Origin of the sequence: Pseudomonas sp. NPDC078700 (assembly GCF_044542375.1) — a bacterium.
In the GTDB taxonomy this organism is placed as follows: Bacteria; Pseudomonadota; Gammaproteobacteria; order Pseudomonadales; family Pseudomonadaceae; genus Aquipseudomonas.
The window spans coordinates 839,616-862,503 of the sequence record NZ_JBITUI010000002.1 but is presented as its reverse complement, the minus strand read 5'-3'; the positions used below and the strand labels follow the sequence as shown (position 1 = coordinate 862,503).

Genomic DNA, 22,888 nt, shown 5'->3' with positions numbered 1-22,888 from the left:
TACATGATCCGCAAATGCCTATTCCCTGCCGCCGGTTACGGCACACGCTTTCTGCCAGCAACCAAGGCCATGCCTAAGGAAATGCTGCCCATTGTCAACAAGCCGCTGATTCAATATGGCGTTGAAGAGGCACGAGACGCAGGCCTGAATCAAATCTCAATTGTCACGGGCCGAGGTAAACGAGCACTGGAAGACCACTTCGATGTCAGCTACGAGCTAGAACACCAAATACGGGGTACTGACAAAGAACATTACCTGACTGCCACCCGTGAGCTAATTGAAGGCTGCACGTTCTCCTACACCCGCCAGGTGGCCATGAACGGCCTCGGCCACGCGATTCTCTGCGGTGCGCCACTAATCGGTGATGAAGCGTTCGCTGTGGTACTGGCGGATGACTTGTGCCTGAACATTGGCGGCGACGGCGTGCTGACGCAGATGATCAAGCTGTACAACCAGTTCCGCTGTTCAATTGTGGCGATTCAGGAAGTCCCTGCGGATCAGACCCATAAGTATGGCGTGATTGACGGTGAGCTGATCCGCGATGACCTTTACCGTGTACACAGCATGGTGGAAAAACCAAAGCCCGAAGACGCCCCGTCAAATATGGCAATCATTGGCCGCTACATTCTCACACCGGATATTTTCGACCTGATTGCCGATACCGAGCCGGGTAAGAATGGTGAAATTCAAATCACCGATGCGCTGCTTAAGCAAGCCAAGAGCGGCTGCGTGCTGGCCTACAAATTCAAAGGTAGGCGCTTCGATTGCGGCAGTGCAGAAGGTTATGTAGAGGCGACAAATTTCTGTTTCCAAGAGCTGTACCTGAACGGCCAGTAAGCGCCCAGCGCATCACAGCTGCCCGCCACTCTGGTGGGCATACCCCTTCTGCAGTTTTGTACATAGAAAATAAGAACGGCATCCCTTACGCCGTCAGTGGGATCAAGACGCGCCATTATCTTAAGACACGCAGTATCCCTACAGGCTAGAAAATGAGCACAGCAACTAAAACGTTCAGATCCGACATCAACGGCTTGCGAGCCTGGGCTGTGGTCTCGGTGATTCTGTACCATTTCGGCATTACAACGTTTTCCGGTGGCTTCGTCGGCGTTGACGTATTTTTCGTTATCTCCGGTTTTCTAATGACCAAAATAATCGTCAACGGCCTGGAAAAAAGCGCACTTGCCGGTACTCCTTCCCCGTTTTCGATAATCAGCTTTTACTTATCACGGGCGAGACGAATCATTCCTGCACTGCTGGTTTTGTGCGCGATGTTGTTACTCGCAGGTTGGTTATATTTACCGGCAGTGGAATACAAAAGACTGGGCATGCATGTCGCCAGTGCGTTGGTGTTTGTTTCCAACATCATCTTCTGGCAAGAAGCCGGTTATTTTGATATCGACTCCCATGACAAGCTGCTTCTGCATACCTGGTCGTTGTCGGTGGAGTGGCAGTTTTATCTGATACTGCCATTGGCATTACTGGCCGTGTGGAAGATTCGCCCGGGACGTGGTGCGCAAACTGTTGCCATTGCGGCCGGCTTGGTCCTGTCGCTGTTGCTGTGCATCCTAGCAACACCGATCCGTCCCTCGGCCGCGTTTTATCTGTTGCCGACCCGCGCATGGGAAATGCTCGCCGGTGGGCTGGTATTTCTGCTGGGTAACTCACTGGTGCTGAATGGGCCGGTACGGCGTCTGCTAGAGGCCGGTGGCTTCGTCCTATTGATCGGCACCATTACGCTTTTTGATACCAATAGCGAGTGGCCAGGCTGGCGAGCCGCTGTGCCGGTCTTCGCAACGGTGATGATACTGCTCGCCGCTCGCCAGGGTTCACTCTGGAGTGGTAGCCGTATAGCCCAATGGCTAGGCGATTGCTCGTATTCGCTGTACCTGTGGCACTGGCCGGTTGTGGTAGTGCTGGTGTATTTACAGCTACTGGACCAACTCGACGCAGTGTTGATTGGTTTGCTAATCACTCTGTTAATGGGTTGGCTGTCGTACCAGTGGGTAGAGAAAACAGCTCGCTCCACACTTACCCATCTACCGCAGTGGTCGGGAACGCTGGCGCTACTCGGCGTGATTGCGCTGGTCAGCGTTCCGGCGCTGATTATCCACCAGCAGCAAGGCGTACCTGGGCGTTTGCCTGCACAGATTGATGCGATTTTTGCTGAAGCCGATAACACCAATCCCCGTAAATCCGAATGCCTGAACAATGAATTTTCAGTCACGGTGCCCGAGTGCACCTACGGCGGCAAAAAGCTCGGTGTCATCGTCATCGGGGACAGCCATGCGGCAGCTCTGGTACGGGCCGTAGAGCGCGCCCTGCCAGACCCGCGACTGCATGTTCTGGACTGGACCAAAAGCAACTGTCCAACCATTGCCAACGTTAAGGCAGTGGACAAGCTGGACTTCGGCTGTGGCCAGTTTGTCAGTGATAAAGCCAAACTCTCGGACCCGGCACTGGACAATGCGCCCCTGATCATCATCAACCGCACCTCATACTATGCGCTGGGGCCTAATGAGCCTGACCGCAGTCGTGAAGTACCAGTGCCTTATCTGTATTTCGATACGCCCTACCCAGCCCGAAACGACGCCTTTTTGCAGGCTACACGCAAGGGCATCATCGATACGGCCTGCGAGTTTGCCCAGCACCACCCGGTGTATATGTTGCGGCCGGTTCCAGAGCTGAAATTCAACGTACCGAAAACCATGGGCAGAGCGCTCATGCAGGGCAAGCTGGTACGCGTATCGATCAGCCTGGAGGAATACCAGGCACGCAATAAATTTATATGGGAAACCCAAGACCTGGCAGCGCAACGCTGCGGGGTCACAATTCTCGATCCATTGCCTTACCTGTGCCAGGACGGCCGCTGCAACGGTGACACAAATGGCCATCCGATTTACTTCGATGACGACCACCTCAGTGAGCGCGGCGGTAGTTTGCTGGTCCCCCTGTTTCGCCAAATGTTTAAGGGGACTGCTTCAGCGCTAACCATTACACCGAGCCGGTCACCAACAGCCATTAGGTTCTGACTACCCCTGGCGCGCCCTCTTCACCACTGACCACCTACCTCCGAGCATGAGCATGAGCATGCAGATACCACAACGGTTCTACTCCCTTGACCTGGTTCGCGGGCTTGCCTCCTTAGCGGTAGTGTTTTGGCATTGGCAGCACTTTTTCTATGACGGCAGCACGTTTTCTCGCTACGTGATGGAAGCGCAGCCCTTCTACTCGGTGTTTTTCGTGCTGTACAAGACCGGCTGGCTGGCTGTGGATTTTTTCTTCTCGCTGTCAGGCTTTATCTTCTTCTGGTTATACGCACAGAAGATCGCAGAGCGTCGAGTGGGTGGCTGGGAATTTTTTGTTCTGCGGTTTTCGCGCTTGTATCCGCTGCACATCGCGACCTTCATTTTTGTGCTGCTGTTGCAACATTGGATATTCACCCATACCGGCGACTACTTCGTAACGCCCTTCAACGACGCATACCACGGCTTTTTACAGCTGTTCATGGCCTCCAACTGGGGGTTTCAGAAAGGCGCATCGTTTAACGGCCCAGTGTGGTCGGTGTCCATTGAAGTGTTGATGTACATGCTGTTCTTCCTGCTGTGCCTGACCTTTCGCATGCGCATATGGGCAATGGTAGCGATGGTGGTCCTCGGCGCGTTGATGAGCGCTTGGCAACAGGAAATAGCAAGAGGGCTGTTCTCATTTTTCATCGGTGGGTTGTTGTTCAGGTTCTACCGTCTTCTATGCGAAAAAGACCTGGTTCAGCGTGCCAGCGTCATCGTGGTCAGCAGCGCACTTCTCTTGTGGCTAGCGACGCTGCTTGAGGTCCGCTACAGCTGGTTTTGGCCGCAAGTAGAAATAATGCTGCAGTCCTTATTACCCGCACCGCTGGACGGCTTGGTACCGCAACTGTGCCACATGGCCATGCGCTTTATGCCCGTAGGAATATTATTTCCACTGACCATCCTGGCCTTGGCATTGGTGGAAACATGGCGTGGTCATTTGGGTCGACGCTTAGCTGCAATCAGTAACCTCACCTACGCCTCCTACCTTCTGCATTTTCCGTTACAGATGGTGTTGTGGACAGTGGTGATGCAGGCTGGCGGGGATAAATCATTTTTCTACAAAGACAGCACCATGCTGCTGTTTTTTGCCGTGCTAATCCCCCTTTGCCTGGCCAGCTATTACTACTTCGAGGCACCCGCGCAAACCCGCCTGCGCACAATGATGCTCAGCGTTGGACGCAAAGTCCCACTGCTACCGCCCAAGCAGCCACAACAATAAAAAAATACACATAACCCTTATATAAATAGCCCTGTCACCTGGACTACCTATGAGCACTGTACCTGCCTCATTCCCTACGAGAGCGCTGCACCCTACAGAGTAAGGACCTATATGATTCCTAAAGCCATGCCCTCGCGAAATGAGTGTTTAGACGCCGCCAAGGGTATCTGCATCATATTGGTGGTGATGTACCACACCTTTATGTACTTCATTTCCAAGAACCCCCAATTCCTTGAAGCCGAAAGTTTCAGGGGTGTGCAAATTGTAGTCGCGGGTCTGGGAACAATGCGCATGCCGTTGTTCTTTTTGATTTCTGGCTACTTAGCCCACAAGGCGATATTCAACCGCAGTTGGCGGGAAGTATTTGAACCGCGTATCGCCATGCTTCTGTGGCTTTACCTATTGTGGGCGTGCTTTGATTGGTTCTTCCGGGGCATGCTGATTACACACTTCAACCCCGTCTTTGTGCATGACGGCGATAACTTTCCAACTACCCTTGATGCGTTCTTGCATGACGTCATTATGGGCAAGACGGCGATATGGTACTTGTATGCACTGGTTCTATTCTTCAGTGTGTGCAAAATCGGTAGCCACCATAAATGGCTGACCTTTTCCATATTCCTGCTGATTTCCGTGGTGTGCCGACAACTCTTTTCAATGGATGAGTGGAGCATGCGCAGTATCTGCGGTAACGCGGTGTTCTTCTGTGCAGGCTGTTTCGGCAAGCACTATGTCGAACAAATAACTACGCACTTTTCAGTACGCAACTTTATCCTGGCCTTGGTCGCCTTTCTGCTCTTGGGGAAACTTTCACTACGTTACGACGCTATTGATTTACCTGGCGTCAGGGTATTGATTTGTACGTGCCTCGTCATCGCTTCACTGTATGCGATTTCCTTGGCAACCCGACACTTCAAGTTGAAATTACTGCAAAAACTTGGACGCTACACATTGCCAATTTATGTCATGCATCAATTTATAATTGATATCGCAGCGCAGCTGATTCTTCCCATCGAAGTGCCGAGCGCGCACTTGGACCTCAGCTTCTTCTTTGCACTTATTGGCATGATTGTGGTGAACATTTCTGTCTGCGTATTCTTGTATTGGGTACTTAACAGGCAGCATGGCCGCATGTTGTTCGCCCTGCCCAAACGTGACTTATTTAAAATTAAAAGACCGATTGCTGTTAAGTAAGACGCGCCTTTATTACCTGCCTTACACCACTGTCGATCAGCTCATATAAATTGGGGATTTTACATGGACTCAAAACCCGTCGCCTTCGTATTGCTAGCCCATGGATTTGGTGCTGCAACGTGGAACACGCGTTTTAAACAGGGGAAAATAATTGGCCTGAATGAGGCGTATGCCTATGGCTATCACCATGCGGAAAATATGGGCGTTCACGTACGCTATTCCGAAGATGCTCAAGAAGGCCTTCTTAGTAAAACGCTGCGTATTAGTTTGCGTGGCTTGCTAGGTTTTGACTTGGTACATGCTTGGCGTAATCGGAAGGCGTTTTTTGCCGCCGATGTCGTATGGACTCATACCGAAAGCCTGAGCCTGGCGGCCGGTATGCTTTGCCGTTTTTACTCACGATTACCCGCCCCGAAGTTAATTCTGCAATCAGTGTGGTTATGTGACCGCTGGGACTCTTTCAGTCACATCAAACGTAGCCTCTACCGTGCTCTGCTTTCCCGCGCTGATGTATTGACCTTCCACTCACCACTGAACGCGGGCAAAGCACGGCAAATTTTCCCCACCCAGCGCTGCGAACTTGTGCGCTTTGGCATCACTACTGAACAAAAAAAGCCGCCACGGCCCCCTAGGCGAAAACGGCCTTTGCAGTTGTTATCGCTGGGCAACGATCGGCACCGGGATTGGGGAACATTGGTCGAAGCCGTACGTGGTCAGAACGAACTGCAACTGACCATCGTTTCTGGCACCGTGCCGAAACGGCTGGTGAATAGCCTAGACAATTGCAAAGTGGCACGACCGCGTCAAAATGATGAACTGTATGCACTATATGAGGCTGCCGACATCGTTATCGTACCGCTAAGCGCCAACCTCCACGTGTCAGGCATAACCGTACTCGAAGAGGCTGTAATCAAAGGCAAGTCCGTGATTGTCACGGACACCGGCGGACTACGCGCCTACTTCACCGATGACGATGTATGGTATGTACCACTCAATGACCCGCAAGCTTTGCGTGACACCATCAAGCAAGTCGCTAACAATCCCGATCAAGCGCTGGCCAAGGCCATTTCTGCCCAGGAAAAAACCGGACCGGATGGCCTCAGCTCCATCGCTTTTGCCCGTGAACACGCGCGCTTGAGCCTGGAGATTCTCGACGAAGAGAAAAGCCGGCAACTGGAAAAAATTGGCTACGTCTGCAAATGAGCCGCGAACACGATACTTCCACCACTGCACGAGGCCTAGATGATTCGTACCCTTTCCATACTGTGTTTCCTGACCATCCTCGCAATCACCGTTTTCGCCGGTATGCGCAGTGAAGCGATACCGGAGGTATTTGAGCATCAGGACTGGCTGCACCATGCCGTCGCATTTATAGCACTGGTATGCAGCGCGCGCTGGGCATTCCCAAACACCCATGCATTCTGGACCCTGCTGTATTGCTTGCTGCTGGGCCTATTGATCGAGTTGTTTCAGGGCTTGCTGCCACACCGCACTTCGTCGGTAGCAGACATGATTGCCAATACCACAGGTGTCATCATCGGTATCGCTATCGCGACCTTGGTCAAGCACAAACTGGCGCTGCGCCATGCTGCCAAGGGCTGGTAAAGATTAACTGCGTGCGCGAGCACGACGCTCTCGGAAATGGTTGTTGGCCAAAACGCCAACTGCACAGATCACTACATAGGTAGCGGCGTTTGCCGGGATCTGTAGATTGAAGTCAGCGAGTGAGTGAATTAGCAGCGTCAAAATCCCCAAACTTGCACCAAACCCCACCCCACTGCGGTACACCGATTCGTGCTGCCACATAGCACGTTGCGCGTGGTACAGCCCATAAATCACAAACGCAAGCAGCGGCAAGCTGCCTAGCAGACCGTACTCGATGATGAACTGCAGGTAATCATTGTGAGCATGGTCGAAGTGTTGTGTGATATCCGCACCTGCAGCCTTCGGAAACACCACCTCAAAACTCCCGGCACCATGTCCTGTAAATAAGCATTCCCTGGCCAAGGGCAGTGCTGCAGCAAATACGTTGTCGCGCATTTCGTTGGCGCGAGCAGCGGTTTGCCCATCCACCAGCACATTTTCAAACTGCGTACTGGCCATGCGATCGACCAATTTATCCAAACCGAAATACTGACTGACCACCAACATATCAATCAGCAACAAACTGCCGAGAATCACGCTGTTTCGCAGGCGGTGCTCCTTGGTGACCAACACAAATAAGCCACCGACCAACAGCAGGCTGACAAAGAATGCTGCGTTGCCCATTCGTGAATGGCTCATCACCAAGGCAATCGTCATCATGACCAACGCCAAGCGCAGCCGCGCTTTGGGGCCTAGCAGCGTTTCCAATAGATTAACCCAACGGAACTGACGCTCATCGCGCAACGCCAGCAACAAGCCAATCCCGCAAGCCAAGGTCATTTCCAGATAACCCGCGAGGTGGTTGCGGTTGACGAAGGTGCCCGTAGCATCGCCAACGTAAACCGTCTTACTGCCAATAAGTAAGTGCTCGACGCCGGACAGCGTCATCACCACGCCAAAGAAAGCCTGAAAGGTGCCGCTAACCACCAGCGTTCCCAGCAGCAAACTCAACCGTTTACGCGTACGAAACAGGTCCGTCACCAGCAAAAATAACAAGCTGTAAGCACAGCCCAACATCAGGTATTGAAAGGTTGCGCCGGTATCAACGCTAACGCCGCCTAACCACTGCAACAAAACCCAGAACTGGCAAAGCACAAGCAAGCCAAACATGGGTAAACCAGCCTTTAATGTCGGCCCCACATCTCGATTACGGCGCAGCGCGTTGATCGCCCAACCGATAGCCAACAAGGCGCAAAGAAAAATCAGCAACGCCGCCGACCAATCTCGGTTACTGCCAATAGGCAATGGCAGCCAAAGAAGAAACAGCAGCACTGAACCAATCAGCATGCGCTCCAGGGTTATCGACGAACACCTCATATGCACTCCTTGCAGACAACCAACATGCCGACGTATTAACAATGACCTTGCGCTGGTCAGGCTTGCATAACTTTTAGTCCCGCCCATAAGCGCGAAGCCTGCAATTAATGCACGCCAATCTTGCGAACATGTTGCAGCAGAAACCTAGGGTTCGCCGTACTAGCAATAAGCCTGCAATGATCAGACCGAAAAGCCAATTGAGTTCTTGCCAGCCTTCAGCGAAAGGACGGGATTTTTAAAGGGGCGCGCAGGCACTGCGCAAAGAACACCCTCTCTGCCCATTACTGGGGCGAAGGCCATAAAAAGCACCAAGAACACGCCGCGCGTTGACAGTATGTGGGGCCGGATACACGGCAGTGTTGGTTTATTTAAAGCGTTGAAGTGTGGGGCTTAGCCAGTGATAAATCTCAGGCTCTATTAAAACCTGGTTTGTCGCCAATGGCCTCCCTGTTGTAGAAGGCAATGAAACCGCCTGATGGTTTCAACTCCGGCAAGCTTGGGAGGCCGGTGCCCATGCTGTGCACAGGAAGGCCGGAATATACCGATGGTATCTGATGCATTGATTAGCGTACCGCCAGCCAATCTGAGCGGTACGCACAGTGAGGTTGTATTAGAACCCGACCTTGTCTGCACCTTTAAGCGCCAGCATTTCGCGCGCCTCATCAGGGGATGCAACTTCCAGCCCCAGGCCTTCAATAATCTGTCGTGCAGCCAGCACCTGCTCAGCACTGCTGGTTGCCAGGCGGCCCGGGCCTGCCCAGAGAGAATCCTCGAGCCCCACCCGCACGTGCCCACCCATGGCTGCAGACATTGCAGCAATCGGCAGTTGGTTACGGCCTGCGCCCAAAACAGACCACCGATAGTTGTCACCAAATAGTCGGTCTGCGGTGCGCTTCATGTGCATCACGTCGTCGGGGTGCGCGCCAATCCCGCCCATCAGCCCGAAAGCAGTTTGGATGAATAGCGGTCCAGTGACCAAACCCGCATCTACGAAGTGCTTGAGGTTGTACAAATGGGCCGTGTCATAGCATTCAAATTCGAATTTTGTGCCATTGGCGCCCAGCGTGGTGATGAGGTGCTCGATATCCTCGAAGGTATTGTGGAACAGGATGCCTTTGTCGCCGATATAGGTGCGTTCCCATTCATGCTTGAGTTGCCCTTCAAAGCGTTTGAGCATCGGAAACAAACCAAAATTCATTGAGCCCATATTCAAGGATGCGAGTTCAGGCATCCACTTGGCAGCAGGACGAACCCGGTCTTGAATGCTCATGGTCGGTGCACCACCGGTGGTGATATTAACGACGCAATTGGAGCGTTGCTTGATAACTTCCAGGAAAGGTAAAAAGGCTTCAGCCGTTTGGTCAGGGCGACCATCTTCAGGGTTGCGGGCGTGCAAGTGGACAATCGCTGCACCCGCCTCAGCCGAGCCGATCGCTGCTTCGGCGATCTCATTGGCGGTGACCGGTAAATATTCCGACATGGAGGGTGTATGGATCGCTCCGGTTACGGCGCAGGTGATAATGACTTTTTGTTTAGTGGCCATGTTTACAGTTCTCCTGATTTATTTGTTGTTGTGAAGAAAGCGGCTTAACTCACCCAGCCGCGCGTCCCGCTGAAGGCTAAGTTCTTGTACCAACTCAGGCACAGGCAGGTTCGCCGCAAGTATTTCAGCAGCAGCTTCGGTGAATGCTTCTCCGCGTGCTGCGCTGTCGCTCAGTCGTGCCATGGTTGGGCCATAGCGGTGCAGGTAATCCTTCACGCCTCCTGGCGCATTCAGGTTTATCGTCGCCATGGGGCCGAGCAGAACCCAGCGCCGGCCCAAGCCATGGCGGATGGTGTCGTCCAGCCCCTGCGGAGTTACGATGCCTTGCTCAATCAGACGCATCGCTTCTGCTAGTACCACCGCTTGTAGCCGGTTAAGCACGAAACCGTCGATCTCACGGCTAAGGCGGACCGGCACTTGCGCAACGGCGTGCATCAATTCTTCCGCGCGATCCATAACGTCTGGCGCGGTATCAGGACCGGGACAGAGTTCGACTACCGGAATGACATGAGGCGGGTTCACCGGGTGCGCGACAAGAATGCGTGCACGCCCAGCGAGGCCAGCAGCAAAACTCGAGGCGACTAACGCAGAACTGGAGGATGCGAGGATTGTTTCCAGTGCAGCGGTACGGTCCAGCTCGGCATATATTTCGCGCTTGATGCCGAGGTTTTCAGGGCCGTTTTCCTGAACCCATTCCACCTGATCAACGGTCGTGGCCATATCGGCGCAAACTGTCACCCGCGCAACGGCAGATGGGTCGTCACCACTGCGCTGGCAGGTTTCCAGGAGCTGGTCGATTACCCGAGCACGCACAGTGGGATCGGGATCCCACAGTTTTACCTCGCAGCCGGCGCGTGCAAATACCAGCGCCCAAGCTCGGCCGATAAGGCCGCCGCCGATAATGGCAATACGTCGCGCTGTTGAGTTTCCCTGTGCTTGGCTCATCGCCGCACCACCACGACGGCATGCGTATAAAGTTGGCTGGTGCTGATCGGCAGAGGGTTCAAAATGGCAAGTCTTTGGGCCGCTCTGGTCTCGGCACAGGTGAAAATTGCTTCGCCTCTAATCGTCATGACTACAGCTCTCCTTATTTCATTTTTTGTTATGAAGAAGTCGTGGCGCATCACACCGGAGGCTGAACGCCTGTGTCTGGTTAAATCGCAGAGAGGCTCAACTCGCTGCCAGTAAAGGCTTCGCTAAGCGCACCTCCGTCTTTAGATCAATCCATCTGCGCACGCTAAAAATCCCTCTCGCTTTAACTATTCATGACTTGCGCCGCGCAGCCGCTGCCACGAATCAGCGCGACGAGTCATTACCCATGGGCCTAGGGTTTACTCAGGGCTTGGCACAGATCGTCGGCGGCCTCTGAAATGTCACTGGCAATCGCCTGCTGCAGGGCATCGGGATCGCTATCGTGCAACGCTTGCAGAGCGGCGCTGTGACTGGCCATGGAGTGATCCAAGTGTTTTGGCTGAGTGAGCGCCATTCGAATAAGCGGCCCTACCCGCATCCACAAACTCTCAATCTGGTCCATCAATACCGGCCGATCAGCCGCGCGATAAATGAGCGAGTGAAATCGCCAGTTGTTTTCGAGATACATATCGACATCTCGGATTTCGGTGGCGCGCTGCATGAGGTTGAAGGCGTTTTTGATAACACGCATCTGAGGCGGTCCGATTCGATTGATCGCTTGCGTTGCGGCGAAACCTTCAAGAATGACGCGGATATCGCGGATCTCAACTAACTCAGCATCCGTAAGAATAGGAATCCGCAGTACCCGGTTGCCGCCGAAGGTTTCCAGAGCGCCATCCCCTTCAAGTCGACGCAGGGCTTCGCGCACAGGGGTGACGCTGGTTTCCAGCACCGACGCGGCCTTGCGCAAGCTGATTTCTTCGCCCGGATGAAAATAACCGCTGATCAACGCGTGGCGAAGCGTTGCATAAACCAGCGATTGCGCTGTGGCACCTTCCTGAAGTGCCAACGGGCCTAACCGGGCCCAGCTATCGCGAGGCGTTTCTTTCGCTGGAGGCAGATTTGACTCAACCAAAGTGTGATCTCACTTATTTATAATTAACCCAATAATGAATCACAGATTAACGGATAGTCAACAAAAATGGACTACAGGTAAACGGGTTGACGCATATAGGGAGCAGCCATATAGTAACTGTGATCACGGATGTGATGCTTGACAGCGATTGCTAACGAGCAGTCGAGAAATGAGTTTTCAGAGGAATAATAAGAAAATGAAAAACTTTATTTTTGCCATTGCGGCCACGGCTGCAACCTTCTTCATGGCCGGTACCGCCACAGCAGAAGAAACCCGGGTGTTTGATGTGAGCCTGCCTCTTGGCAAAGAATCACACCATGCAGTCGGTGTACTCAAATTCGGTGAAGAGCTTAAAAGACTGTCTAACGGACGCCTTACCATCCGTCCTCACTATGACAATGCCTTAGGTGGCGAACGTGAAGTAGTGGAAGGTATTGGCTTCGGCTTAATCGATATGGGCATCAGTTCGACCGGACCGATGGGCGGCTTTGTCGATGAGTTCATGCTGTTCGATCTGCCCTATATCTTCAGCACCCCTGAGCAGGCCTACGGATTTCTGGACAGCAAGTACGGTGACCAACTGGCTCAGAAGCTGGAAGATCAAGTGGGGGTCAAAATTCTCTGCTGGATGGAGAACGGCTACCGTCATAACACCAACAACATACGCCCGCTACACACCCCTGATGATTTGAAAGGCATTCGCCACCGCACTCAGGAAAGCCGTGTGCAGGTCGACACCTGGACAGCGCTTGGCGCGGACGCCTCGCCAATGGCCTGGACCGAAGTCTTCACCGCGCTTCAACAGGGCGTGATCGACAGTCAGGAAAACCCAATCGCGACCATCTATGACGTCAAGTTCTATGAAGTGCAGAAGTACCTCAACCTGACGCAGCATGTGTATTCACCGGCACCCTTCATGATGGGGGCGAAACTGTTCAACTCCCTGTCGGAATCTGATCAAGCCATCGTACTTGAAGCAGCCAAGACTGCTTTGACCGTTCAGCGCGAAGCGTCCCAGCGCATGGAGAAGGAACTTATCGTCAAGCTGGAAGAGTTGGGAATGGTCGTCACACGCCCAGATCTCGCAGCTTTCCGCGAACGCGTACAGCCTGTTATCCAAAAGTGGAAAGAGAAAGTCGGCCCCGACTTAGTGGATGCAGCAATCAACTTCAAGCCTTGATTGCACTCTCTTTTGAGCGGGTCTGCGTGACCCGCCACTTCAAACAAATCAGGAGATTCTCATGCAAGTCGTTATGCGCAAGCTGATACGAGGAGTGGATCACATCAACTGGTTATGCGGCTGGTTTTTGGCAGCTCTGCTACTGGTGATGACGGTACTGATTAGCTGGCAGGTTTTCGCGCGCTACGTGATGGGACACTCACTCACATTTTCTGAAGAGGTTGCACGTTTCTCGATGGTTTGGATGACCATGCTGGGAGCGGCATACGCCTATCGCTATGGTTCGCTGATTGCGGTCGAATTGCTCTCTGGGGTCGCAGGTGGGCGGTTTGCGCGTGAACTGCGACTGATCGTTGCGGTGGTGTCCTGCGTCTTCGCATGGGTATTGCTGACGGAGGGGTTACATATCGCCGAGCGCGTAGCAGGACAGACCTCGCCAAGTATCAGGGTGTCCATGGCCTGGCTCTATGCAGCAGTGCCAGCAGGGGCGGCGATGATATTCATCAATGCTTTCGCGATCATTGCTGAAACCTTTACTGCGAAAAAGGACTAGGTCATGGCCGTGCTTCTTTTTGGATCTCTTCTATTACTCTTGGCAATCGGCGTCCCGGTGACCTTCGCTCTCGGGCTGGCAGCAATTATCGCAATTTGGATGGGCGATATCATGCCCTTGCTGATCGTCCCGCAAGAGATGATCCGCTCAGTCAATTCGTTCCCTCTACTCGCCATTCCATTTTTTATCCTCGCAGGCGACTTGATGCAGCGTGGCGGCATCTCGCACAGGCTGGTTGAGTTCTCGCGCACACTTGTTGGCAGCATGAATGGCGGTTTAGCCATGGTGGCAATTGTCACATCGGCTTTTTTCGCAGCGATCTCGGGTTCGGGTGCAGCAACCACTGCGGCGGTCGGTGCCATCTTGATACCAGCGATGATCAGTCAGGGTTACAGCGCCTCTTACGCAGCCGCCAATCAGGCAGCTTCCGGTGCCTTGGGCGTCATTATCCCTCCAAGTATTCCGCTGATTCTTTATGCCATTGCCGCCAATCAATCCGTTGGCGCTATGTTCACCGCGGGCTTCTTGCCGGGGTTTGTCGTTGTCGCATCACTGATGATTTACGCCTATTTACGCGCACTAAAACACCCAGCAACTCGTGGTGAGTCAGCAAGTATCGTCGAAATATTTAGAGCTGGACGCAAGGCAATTCTGGCCTTGCTGATGCCCGCGCTGATTCTCGGCGGGATCTACGGTGGCATTGTCACGCCAACTGAGGCGGCAGTCATCGCGGTGGTCTATTCATTCATCGTCGGGGCCGTTATCTATCGTGAGCTACCGCTGCGAGATATTCCGAATATCCTGAGACGATCCGCGATTACTTCGGCGGTGGTACTCAGCATCATTGCTACAGCTGGTCTGTACGGTCGCATCATCCTCTCGTTGCAGATTCCGGTGCTGATATCCGACTTGGTCGTCGGCTTCATTGACAGTCCATGGCAGTTTGTAATCTTGGTCAACGTGCTGCTGTTGTTTGTTGGCATGTTCCTCGAGGCAGCCGCTGCAATCTTGATCTTTACCCCTATTCTTCTGCCAATCGCGCTGAACTTTGGAATCAACCCGATCCATTTCGGCATCATTATGGTGGTGAATTTGGCGATGGGAATGTTCACTCCGCCGGTCGGGCTGAACCTGTTTATTGCCTCACAGATATCACGCACCTCAATCGCGAACCTGACGCGGGCAGTCATGCCTTTTGTCGTGCTTATGCTCGCAGTGCTGATGATCATCAGCTTCATCCCCTGGCTTTCGCTGTCGCTGGTTGGCCTGTAATGCGGTCGGAAACTCTGACCCAATCTAATAATAAAGGAGTGCCTCAAATGGAGCTTTCTCTTGCAGATGCCCGCGTTATTGTCACCGCTGGAGCGGGTGGTATCGGCCGCGCGATTGTCGATGCTTTCCGCGAGGCAGGCGCACAAGTTGCTACCTGCGACATTGACGAAACCGCTTTGGCCACCCTGCCCCAAGATGTCTTTCGACAGAAGGTCGACGTAAGCGACAGTGCTGCCCTGACGCAATTTATGGATGCGGCTGTTAACCAGCTTGGCGGACTTGATTGCTTAATCAATAACGCTGGCATTGCAGGGCCTACAGGGCGAATCGAAGACCTAGATATAGAGGTGATCGAGCAATGCCTGTCGATCTGCCTGACCAGCCAATTTGTGACGATCGGCCGTGCTGTACCGCATCTGCGGCAGAGCCAAAATCCGTCGATCGTTAATATTTCCTCGTTGGCTGGCCGGCTGGGTTTCAAGCTGCGCAGCCCTTATGCAGCCGCAAAATGGGGTGTGATCGGACTGACTAAATCCATGTCGATTGAGCTGGGCCCGGACAGAATCCGCGTCAATGCGGTTTTGCCTGGCATCGTGTCCGGTGATCGTCAGCGCAGGGTATTAGAGGCTCGGGCCGAAGCCAGAGGTGCCAGCTTCGAAGAGACTGAGCAGGAGGCGTTTTCGTTCACCTCAATCAAAGACTATGTCACGCCACAGCAGATCGCGGATCAGGTTGTTTTCTTGGCCAGTCCACGCAGCAAAACTGTGTCAGGACAAGCAATTTCTGTGTGCGGAGACACCGGAATGCTTGGCTAGTGGATGGACAACAACTGATTATGACAGTAGCTCGGTTTCCGTTTGAGACCGCGCTACTGAGTTGATCACACAGGCACCTCGCACCTCAGAATTAATGCACGGTCGGACAAGACACCCACCTGAGTCTGTTTGATCCAGACATTGAGCGATCGCTCCATAATTAACCCTGCCCATGGATACAGCCTTCGTGGGGGGTGACCACCTTGTTTTGTGTAGCCAGCTTCTAATTCACACCTGTAAAACTTGGCTGGAAAGCCTGTAGCGGTAAGCTCCCAATACGCCTGCAATCACTGCGTCATATCCCCGCAGTCCGGGCCCTACCTATACAAAACCTTATAATCTATACGGCTATAGCGTTGTGAGGCTGACGTCAAAGCTGCTGCCGGGCCTTGGTATACAACCTATGAACGGGCTCACGCGCACTAATCAAAAGTACGTTTGGCCAAAGCACCTTTGTTTTTGTTAAATCCCGGTTTCAACAGCGCCTGTTTATTGGCCGCAAGCCACTGCAACCGATGCTCCAACCGCTTGATGCTCAACCGACTAACGCCTCTATAACGGGCCATTCATGACTCTACGCGAACTACGCTACCTCGTCGCACTGGCGGATCATCGTCACTTCGGACGTGCTGCTGAAGCCTGCCACGTCACTCAATCTACAATGTCGACTCAACTGCGCAAGCTGGAAGACTACCTAGGGCAAGTGCTGGTAGACCGTCACAGCAAACAATTCACATTGACGCCCACCGGCGAAAAAATCGTCGAGCGCGCACGACACATAGTGGCAGAGGCCGACACCATAGTTGGCCTAACACGGGCGCACCGTAATCCATTAGAAGGCATGCTCACGCTGGGTGTGATCCCGACGCTGGCACCTTATTACCTGCCACATTTATTGCGCTCAGTAGAGATGGCTCACCCCAAATTGCGCCTGGTTATACAGGAAGGGTTAACTGCCGATTTATGCGAGCGTCTGAACGACCAGTCCATTGACACCGTTCTGTTGGCATTACCACGCCCTCTTCAACAAACAATGTCAGGGTCTAAAGACTGCATGCGTTGTGAAGCCGTCGTCCAAGGCTTACCGCATTTACTTGACCCGCACGCCTACGATCAACGCGTGTTATTTGATGAGCCTTTTTGGGTTGCGCTGCCTAAAGAGCATGCCTTGGCCAGTCATGCGGATATAGCAGTTGAAGCATTAAGTGAACTTGAATTGCTGTTGCTTACGGATGGCCATTGCCTGCGCGGTCAGGCATTAGCTGCCTGTGGCCAAAGCGAGGTTCAAGGTGACAACACAGCAGACTGCCGCGCCACTAGCCTCGAAACGCTGCAACATTTAGTCGCTGCCGGGCGCGGTTGTACCCTGCTGCCAGCATTGGCGGCCAATATCGCTGACACCACTCGCTTGAGCATTAAGCCCCTTCGCGGCAATGAGCAGCGCCGCATAGGGCTGGTCTGGCGCAGCTCACATCCGCGTGCACAAGAGTTTGAACTGTTAGCCGCCACACTAAAGCGCACAGCACCTGCCGGCACCAAGCCTGGGCAAGTTTGAGGACCTTAGGTCACGCCATAAGGCGTGACCGGCCAGCCTAAGAAGCGCGGAGTTGCCTAACCATCAGAACGAAGGCCGAGTCAGGTTTTCAATCGTGCCCATTGGCAACCTGAATTGTCTGGATAGTGGTGCGCACTTAGAGTTCTAGACAGATTAGGGCTTGGATATCGCCCAACTCGTCCACCTCACACACAAGGAAGTGCCCTATGCGCATAAAAAAACTGCCCTTGGCGATCGCCCTGATTGTTAGTTTTTCTCCAATCGCACACGCTGATAACACCGGTGCCGCCTCTCTGGCGAGCAGGCACGAGCAACAGTCCAACACAGACTGGTGGCCCAACCGTCTTGATCTGTCTTTATTGCGGGCCCACAACCCCTCTTCCAATCCAGCAGGTGCGAACTTCAACTACGCCAAGGCGTTCAACAGCCTTGATCTGCAAGCAGTGAAAAAAGATATCGCAGCAACACTGACCCAATCACAAGATTGGTGGCCAGCCGACTATGGCAACTACGGTCCATTTTTTATCCGCATGGCCTGGCATAACGCAGGGACCTATCGCGCGCTAGACGGACGCGGCGGGGCTGACGGCGCGCAACAGCGCTTTGACCCGTTAAACAACTGGCCGGACAACGTGAGTCTCGACAAAGCGCGCCGCCTGTTGTGGCCGATCAAAGAGAAATACGGTGCCAAGATTTCCTGGGGCGACCTGATCGTACTGACAGGCACAGTGGCCATGGAGTCAATGGGCATGAAGACCTACGGTTTTGGCGGCGGCCGAGCAGATGACTGGGAGCCCGACTTGGTTTACTGGGGCCCCGAAAGCACCTGGCTCGGTGATAAGCGCTACCACGGCGACCGCAAGTTGGAAAAACCACTCGCAGCCGTACAAATGGGGCTGATCTACGTAAACCCGGAAGGCCCAAACGGCAAACCTGATCCACTCGCCGCCGCCCGTGACATTCGCGATACCTTTGGCCGCATGGGCATGAATGATGAAGAAACCGTTGCGCTGATTGCAGGTGGCCACACCTTCGGTAAAGCGCACGGAGCACACAAGCCCGAAGGCTGTTTAGGTGCCGACCCGACCAGCGCGCCAACCGAGCAACAAGGCTTGGGCTGGAAAAATAACTGTGGCAAAGGCAACGCCGAAGACACCATAACCAGCGGCTTAGAAGGTGCATGGACGTCAAGCCCGACAACATTCACCAGCCAATATCTAGTCAATCTATTCGGCTGGACTTGGGTTCAGACCAAGAGCCCCGCAGGTGCAATCCAGTGGGTTCCATCCGACCCATCCGCTGCTGGACTGGTGCCCGACGCCCATATCAAAGATAAGCGCCATGCGCCCATTATGTTCACCACTGACCTTGCTTTACGCTTCGACCCCGCTTACGAAAAGATCGCTCGCAGATTCTTAGACAAACCGAAAGAATTTGAACTGGCCTTTGCCAAAGCCTGGTTCAAACTGACCCACCGCGACCTCGGCCCGCGCACCCGTTACTTGGGCGCCGATGTTCCGAAGGAAGACCTGATCTGGCAAGACCCGATTCCTAAACTCGACCATAAACTGATCAACACCCAAGAACTAAACAGTCTTAAAGCTAAGTTACTCGACTCAGGTCTCAGTACCGGCGAACTGGTGCGCACAGCCTGGGCTTCAGCCTCTTCATTTCGAGGTTCAGACATGCGTGGCGGTGCGAACGGTGCACGTATACGCCTTGCACCAGAGAAGGACTGGAGTGCTAACAACCCGGTTGAGCTCGCAAAAGTCCTCACTAAGCTGGAAGCCATCCAAAAAGACTTCAACACTGGCCTGAAAGATGGCGAGCAGGTTTCACTCGCTGACATTATTGTGATTGCAGGCTCTGCGGCCATTGAGTCTGCGGCAAAAAAAGGCGGATACAGCATCGAGGTGCCTGTAACGCTCGGCCGCATGGACACCACACAAGCTAAAACTGACGTAAATTCATTTGCAGCACTTGAGCCCAAAGCTGACGGCTTCCGTAACTACTACCGTAAAGATGCCCGCCTATCGCCAACAGAAATGCTTGTCGACAAAGCCAACCTGCTAACCCTGACAGTACCGGAGATGACAGTACTGGTTGGAGGCATGCGCGTACTGGGAACGAATACGGACGGCAGTAAAAATGGTGTGCTCACAACACATCCTGGGGCATTGTCTAACGACTTCTTCGTTAACCTGATGGACATGTCGACAGTCTGGTCGAAGACATCAAAAGACGGCATTTACCAAGGCGCAAACCGTAAGACTGGCAAGGTCGAATGGACAGCGACTCCAGTTGACCTGGTATTCGGCTCCAACTCCGAACTGCGCGCTGTATCAGAGTTCTACGCAGCAAACGATGCCAAGGAAAAGTTCGTCAAAGACTTCGCCAAAGTCTGGACCAAAGTCATGAATCTTGACCGTTTCGATATCAAATCAAACTGACCCTAGCCCCTAAACATCAAACGCCCCAGTTTAAGTGTCACTGGGGCTTTTTTGCGGCTGAGGAAATAGACGACAGAGCCCAAGCCACCTCAAGTTTTATCTCGTAAACTCAACTGACTAGATCTGCATTGTCGAGCACCTTGGTTGCCGCTAAACAAATCCCACCACCTTGACCATATGAGTCTTACACATTGAGTACGCACAAGCCGCCCCTAGGCAGTTAACTCCGTTACTGTGAGCAACGCCTGCCCTTCCCTGCCTTATGCCATCGAGTATCAGTCACCAGGCGAGCGCTTTAGTAGGCGCAGCAAATATCCCAATAAAACTCCATCAACGAACCTACCCTTTCGGGGAATGGGCAAGTACTCCACTCAGCGTCAAAATGTTCGCCACCAACCAATTCGAAAAAAGAAAAAGGTGGGATCTAGTTTGAATAAAACCTTCGTTGCACTATTGAGTATGGGGCTGGCATTTACACCCTTGATAAGCACCGCAAATGACGCTAAGCAAGAAACACTGCACCTGTATAACTGGTCAGATTACATCGGTGAAAACACCATTAGCGAGTTTGAAAAGGAAACCGGGATCAAGGTTATTTATGACACCTTCGATTCGTACGAGTCGGTTCAGGGCAAACTGCTGACCGGGCACTCCGGTTACGACCTGGTGCTGCTAAACGCGGCCCTGACGCCACCTTTGATTGAAGCCGGAGCCTTCCAGAAGCTCGACAAGAGCAAGCTCAAGAGCTGGAAAAATCTTGATCCATTAGTTTTAAAGAATCTCGAAAGCTATGACCCCGGTGTGGCCTACTCAGCACCTTATACCTGGGGCAGCAACGGCGTTACCTACAACGTCGAGAAGATCAAGGAACGCATGCCAGATGCACCCATTGGCTCATTGGCAATGGTCTTCGACCCCAAAATAGTTTCACGCTTTGCCGACTGCGGCGTAACCATCGCTGACTCTCCCACCGACGTGCTGCCACTGGCGTTAAAGTACCTGAACCTCGACCCAAACAGCGCCAAGAAAGAAGACTTGAAGGCAGCCGAAGATTTGCTGGTAGCGGTTCGCCCATACATCCGTAAGTTTGACTCTGTCAGCTACCTCACTGGCTTGGCCAATGGCAATCAGTGTTTAGCGATGACATGGTCCGGCGATTACGCCACCGCCCAAGCCCGTGCCGATGAAGCCGGCGCAGATGTGAAACTGGATTACTTCATTCCTCAAGAAGGTTCGCTGATCTGGTTTGACGATTTCTACATTCCCAAAGACGCTCCCAATGTAGAGAACGCCCATAAATTCCTCGAATTCTTGTTGCAGCCAAAAGTCATCGCACAGGTCACCGACTATATCCGCTATGCCAATAGCAACAAGGCTGCGACACCGCTGGTAAGTGCGGACATTCGGAACAATCAGGCGATTTACCCGGATAGCAAAACTCGCTCAAGACTCTTCACCCAGCGCCCTAAGTCTCCTAAAGAGATACGCAGAATATCTCGCACCTGGAACACCATTAAAACCGGCCTGTAATGGCTGCGCGACTTATCAGTGGCTCTCGGGCCTGAACACGCTGACCTGAGGTATAGACATGACAACTCCAACGACTGCCTTCTTTGAGCAATTTGACGATAAATCCCTGGTCGCCGCTGACAAAGCGCACTACATGCACGGCTATCACGTGTTTGACGACCATCGTGAAAACGGCGCGCTGAACATTGCCGCCGGTGATGGCGCCTATATCTATGACACGGCGGGCAACCACTACCTCGATGCAGTGGGTGGGATGTGGTGCACCAATATTGGTTTGGGTCGTGAGGAAATGGCCGACGCCATCGCTGACCAAGTGCGCAAGCTGGCTTATGCCAACCCGTTCTGCGACATGGCCAACGTCAGCGCCATTGAGTTGAGCAAAAAGCTTGCTGAACTGGCTCCTGGCGACCTCAACCATGTATTCCTGACAACTGGTGGCTCCACGGCGGTCGACACTGCTTACCGGCTCATCCAGTACTACCAAAACTGCCGTGGCAAGCATCAGAAGAAGCACATCATCAGCCGCGTCAACGCGTATCACGGCTCAACCTTTCTAACCATGTCGCTGGGCGGAAAGGTGGCTGATCATCCTGCCGAGTTCGATTTCCTGCAGGACAAGATTCACCACATCTCCTGCCCTAATCCATATCGCGCGCCCGAGGGCATGACTGAAGCGGATTTCCTCGAGTTTCTGGTCAATGAATTCGAGGATAAAATCCTCACCATCGGTGCCGATAAGGTGGCTGCATTCTTCGCTGAACCCATCATGGGCTCCGGCGGTGTGATTATCCCGCCAGCTGGCTATCATCAGCGCATGTGGCAAGTCTGCAAACGCCACGATGTACTTTATGTGGCTGACGAAGTGGTGACGTCCTTTGGCCGTCTGGGTGCATTCTTCGCCTCGGATGAAGTATTTGCCATGCAACCCGACATCATCACCACCGCCAAAGGCTTAACCAGCGGCTACCTGCCACTGGGCGCATTGATTTTTTCCGATGAGATCTGGAACGAAATTGCCGAAGCCGGAAAAGAGCGCTGCTTCAGCCACGGTTTTACCTACAGTGGCCACCCTGTCAGTTGCGTCAGTGCGCTGAAGAACATCGAGATTATCGAGCGGGAAAACTTGCTGGAGCATGTCAAAGATGTTGGTAGCTACCTTGAGAAGCGCCTGCAAACCCTTGCTGACCTGCCGCTAGTCGGTGACGTTCGTTGCCAGAAGCTGATGGCGTGCGTCGAATTCGTCGCGGATAAACGCACCAAAGCACTGTTCCCCGAAGCGCTTAACATTGGTGAAAAAATCCATTTGAAGTGCCAGAAGCGCGGGCTCTTGGTGCGGCCAATTGTTCACCTAAATGTTATGTCGCCGCCGCTGACGATCACTCACGCTCAGGTTGACGAGATTGTCGAAGTCCTACGTGAAGCCATCGTGCAAACTGCTGACGAGCTTCTCAAGGAAGGTAGTTACGCTGGCAATTAAGCTGCCGTACTGTAGAGGGCCGGC

Annotated in this window: 18 protein-coding genes; 14 read left to right on the top strand and 4 right to left on the bottom strand. The window is 53.2% G+C overall.

All coding sequences use genetic code 11. The features are described 5' to 3' along the window. Positions 1 to 3 precede the first annotated feature (3 nt). From galU to ACIGCM_RS09740, 6 genes are all read left to right on the top strand, one after another. Positions 4 to 837, top strand: coding sequence for a UTP--glucose-1-phosphate uridylyltransferase GalU (galU, locus tag ACIGCM_RS09765; RefSeq protein ID WP_397501846.1), 834 nt, complete (start codon positions 4 to 6; stop codon positions 835 to 837). 152 nt (positions 838 to 989) lie between these two features. Next, positions 990 to 3,029: an acyltransferase family protein gene (locus tag ACIGCM_RS09760; protein WP_397501845.1), complete on the top strand. Its 2,040-nt coding sequence runs from the start codon at positions 990 to 992 to the stop codon at positions 3,027 to 3,029. A gap of 58 nt (positions 3,030 to 3,087) precedes the next feature. After that, positions 3,088 to 4,287, top strand: coding sequence for an acyltransferase family protein (locus ACIGCM_RS09755; protein ID WP_397501844.1), 1,200 nt, complete (start codon positions 3,088 to 3,090; stop codon positions 4,285 to 4,287). Positions 4,288 to 4,398: 111 nt separating this feature from the next. After that, positions 4,399 to 5,481: an acyltransferase family protein gene (locus ACIGCM_RS09750; protein WP_397501843.1), complete on the top strand. Its 1,083-nt coding sequence runs from the start codon at positions 4,399 to 4,401 to the stop codon at positions 5,479 to 5,481. A 63-nt stretch (positions 5,482 to 5,544) separates the two neighbouring features. Beyond that, complete coding sequence (locus ACIGCM_RS09745; protein ID WP_397501842.1) at positions 5,545 to 6,684, top strand: glycosyltransferase; 1,140 nt, start codon at positions 5,545 to 5,547, stop codon at positions 6,682 to 6,684. A gap of 39 nt (positions 6,685 to 6,723) precedes the next feature. After that, positions 6,724 to 7,086, top strand: a complete 363-nt coding sequence (locus ACIGCM_RS09740) for a VanZ family protein (protein ID WP_397501841.1) — start codon at positions 6,724 to 6,726, stop codon at positions 7,084 to 7,086. Between the two features lie 3 nt (positions 7,087 to 7,089). Here the strand turns inward: ACIGCM_RS09740 and ACIGCM_RS09735 are convergent, their stop codons facing one another. From ACIGCM_RS09735 to ACIGCM_RS09720, 4 genes are all read right to left on the bottom strand, one after another. Then, entirely contained in the window at positions 7,090 to 8,442 is a 1,353-nt protein-coding gene (locus ACIGCM_RS09735; protein ID WP_397501840.1) for an O-antigen ligase family protein, read from the bottom strand. Positions 8,443 to 9,052: 610 nt separating this feature from the next. Beyond that, the gene (locus tag ACIGCM_RS09730; protein ID WP_397501839.1) at positions 9,053 to 9,985 is read right to left on the bottom strand and encodes a 3-keto-5-aminohexanoate cleavage protein; all 933 of its coding nucleotides are present in this window, start codon (positions 9,983 to 9,985) and stop codon (positions 9,053 to 9,055) included. Positions 9,986 to 10,003: 18 nt separating this feature from the next. Next, a complete protein-coding gene (locus tag ACIGCM_RS09725; protein WP_397501838.1) occupies positions 10,004 to 10,930 on the bottom strand; it encodes a 3-hydroxyacyl-CoA dehydrogenase NAD-binding domain-containing protein in 927 nt (308 codons plus the stop codon). A 379-nt stretch (positions 10,931 to 11,309) separates the two neighbouring features. Next, on the bottom strand, positions 11,310 to 12,032 hold the full coding sequence (locus ACIGCM_RS09720) for a GntR family transcriptional regulator (RefSeq protein WP_397501837.1): 723 nt from the start codon (positions 12,030 to 12,032) through the stop codon (positions 11,310 to 11,312). Between the two features lie 196 nt (positions 12,033 to 12,228). On the opposite strand from ACIGCM_RS09720, the gene ACIGCM_RS09715 reads away from it, so the two are divergent. From ACIGCM_RS09715 to ACIGCM_RS09680, 8 genes are all read left to right on the top strand, one after another. Further along, entirely contained in the window at positions 12,229 to 13,212 is a 984-nt protein-coding gene (locus tag ACIGCM_RS09715) for a TRAP transporter substrate-binding protein (protein WP_397501836.1), read from the top strand. 61 nt (positions 13,213 to 13,273) lie between these two features. Next, a complete protein-coding gene (locus ACIGCM_RS09710; protein ID WP_397501835.1) occupies positions 13,274 to 13,765 on the top strand; it encodes a TRAP transporter small permease in 492 nt (163 codons plus the stop codon). Between the two features lie 3 nt (positions 13,766 to 13,768). Continuing rightward, on the top strand, positions 13,769 to 15,037 hold the full coding sequence (locus ACIGCM_RS09705; protein WP_397501834.1) for a TRAP transporter large permease: 1,269 nt from the start codon (positions 13,769 to 13,771) through the stop codon (positions 15,035 to 15,037). A 47-nt stretch (positions 15,038 to 15,084) separates the two neighbouring features. Next, a complete protein-coding gene (locus ACIGCM_RS09700) occupies positions 15,085 to 15,852 on the top strand; it encodes an SDR family oxidoreductase (RefSeq protein WP_397501833.1) in 768 nt (255 codons plus the stop codon). A gap of 568 nt (positions 15,853 to 16,420) precedes the next feature. Beyond that, on the top strand, positions 16,421 to 17,407 hold the full coding sequence (locus ACIGCM_RS09695) for a LysR substrate-binding domain-containing protein (protein ID WP_397501832.1): 987 nt from the start codon (positions 16,421 to 16,423) through the stop codon (positions 17,405 to 17,407). Positions 17,408 to 17,613: 206 nt separating this feature from the next. Further along, positions 17,614 to 19,857 (top strand): catalase/peroxidase HPI, encoded by a 2,244-nt coding sequence (gene katG, locus ACIGCM_RS09690; protein WP_397501831.1) that lies wholly within the window; start codon positions 17,614 to 17,616, stop codon positions 19,855 to 19,857. 429 nt (positions 19,858 to 20,286) lie between these two features. Then, entirely contained in the window at positions 20,287 to 21,387 is a 1,101-nt protein-coding gene (locus tag ACIGCM_RS09685; RefSeq protein WP_397501830.1) for a polyamine ABC transporter substrate-binding protein, read from the top strand. Between the two features lie 58 nt (positions 21,388 to 21,445). Further along, the gene (locus ACIGCM_RS09680; RefSeq protein ID WP_397501829.1) at positions 21,446 to 22,864 is read left to right on the top strand and encodes an aminotransferase; all 1,419 of its coding nucleotides are present in this window, start codon (positions 21,446 to 21,448) and stop codon (positions 22,862 to 22,864) included. The last annotated feature ends 24 nt before the right edge of the window (positions 22,865 to 22,888 follow it).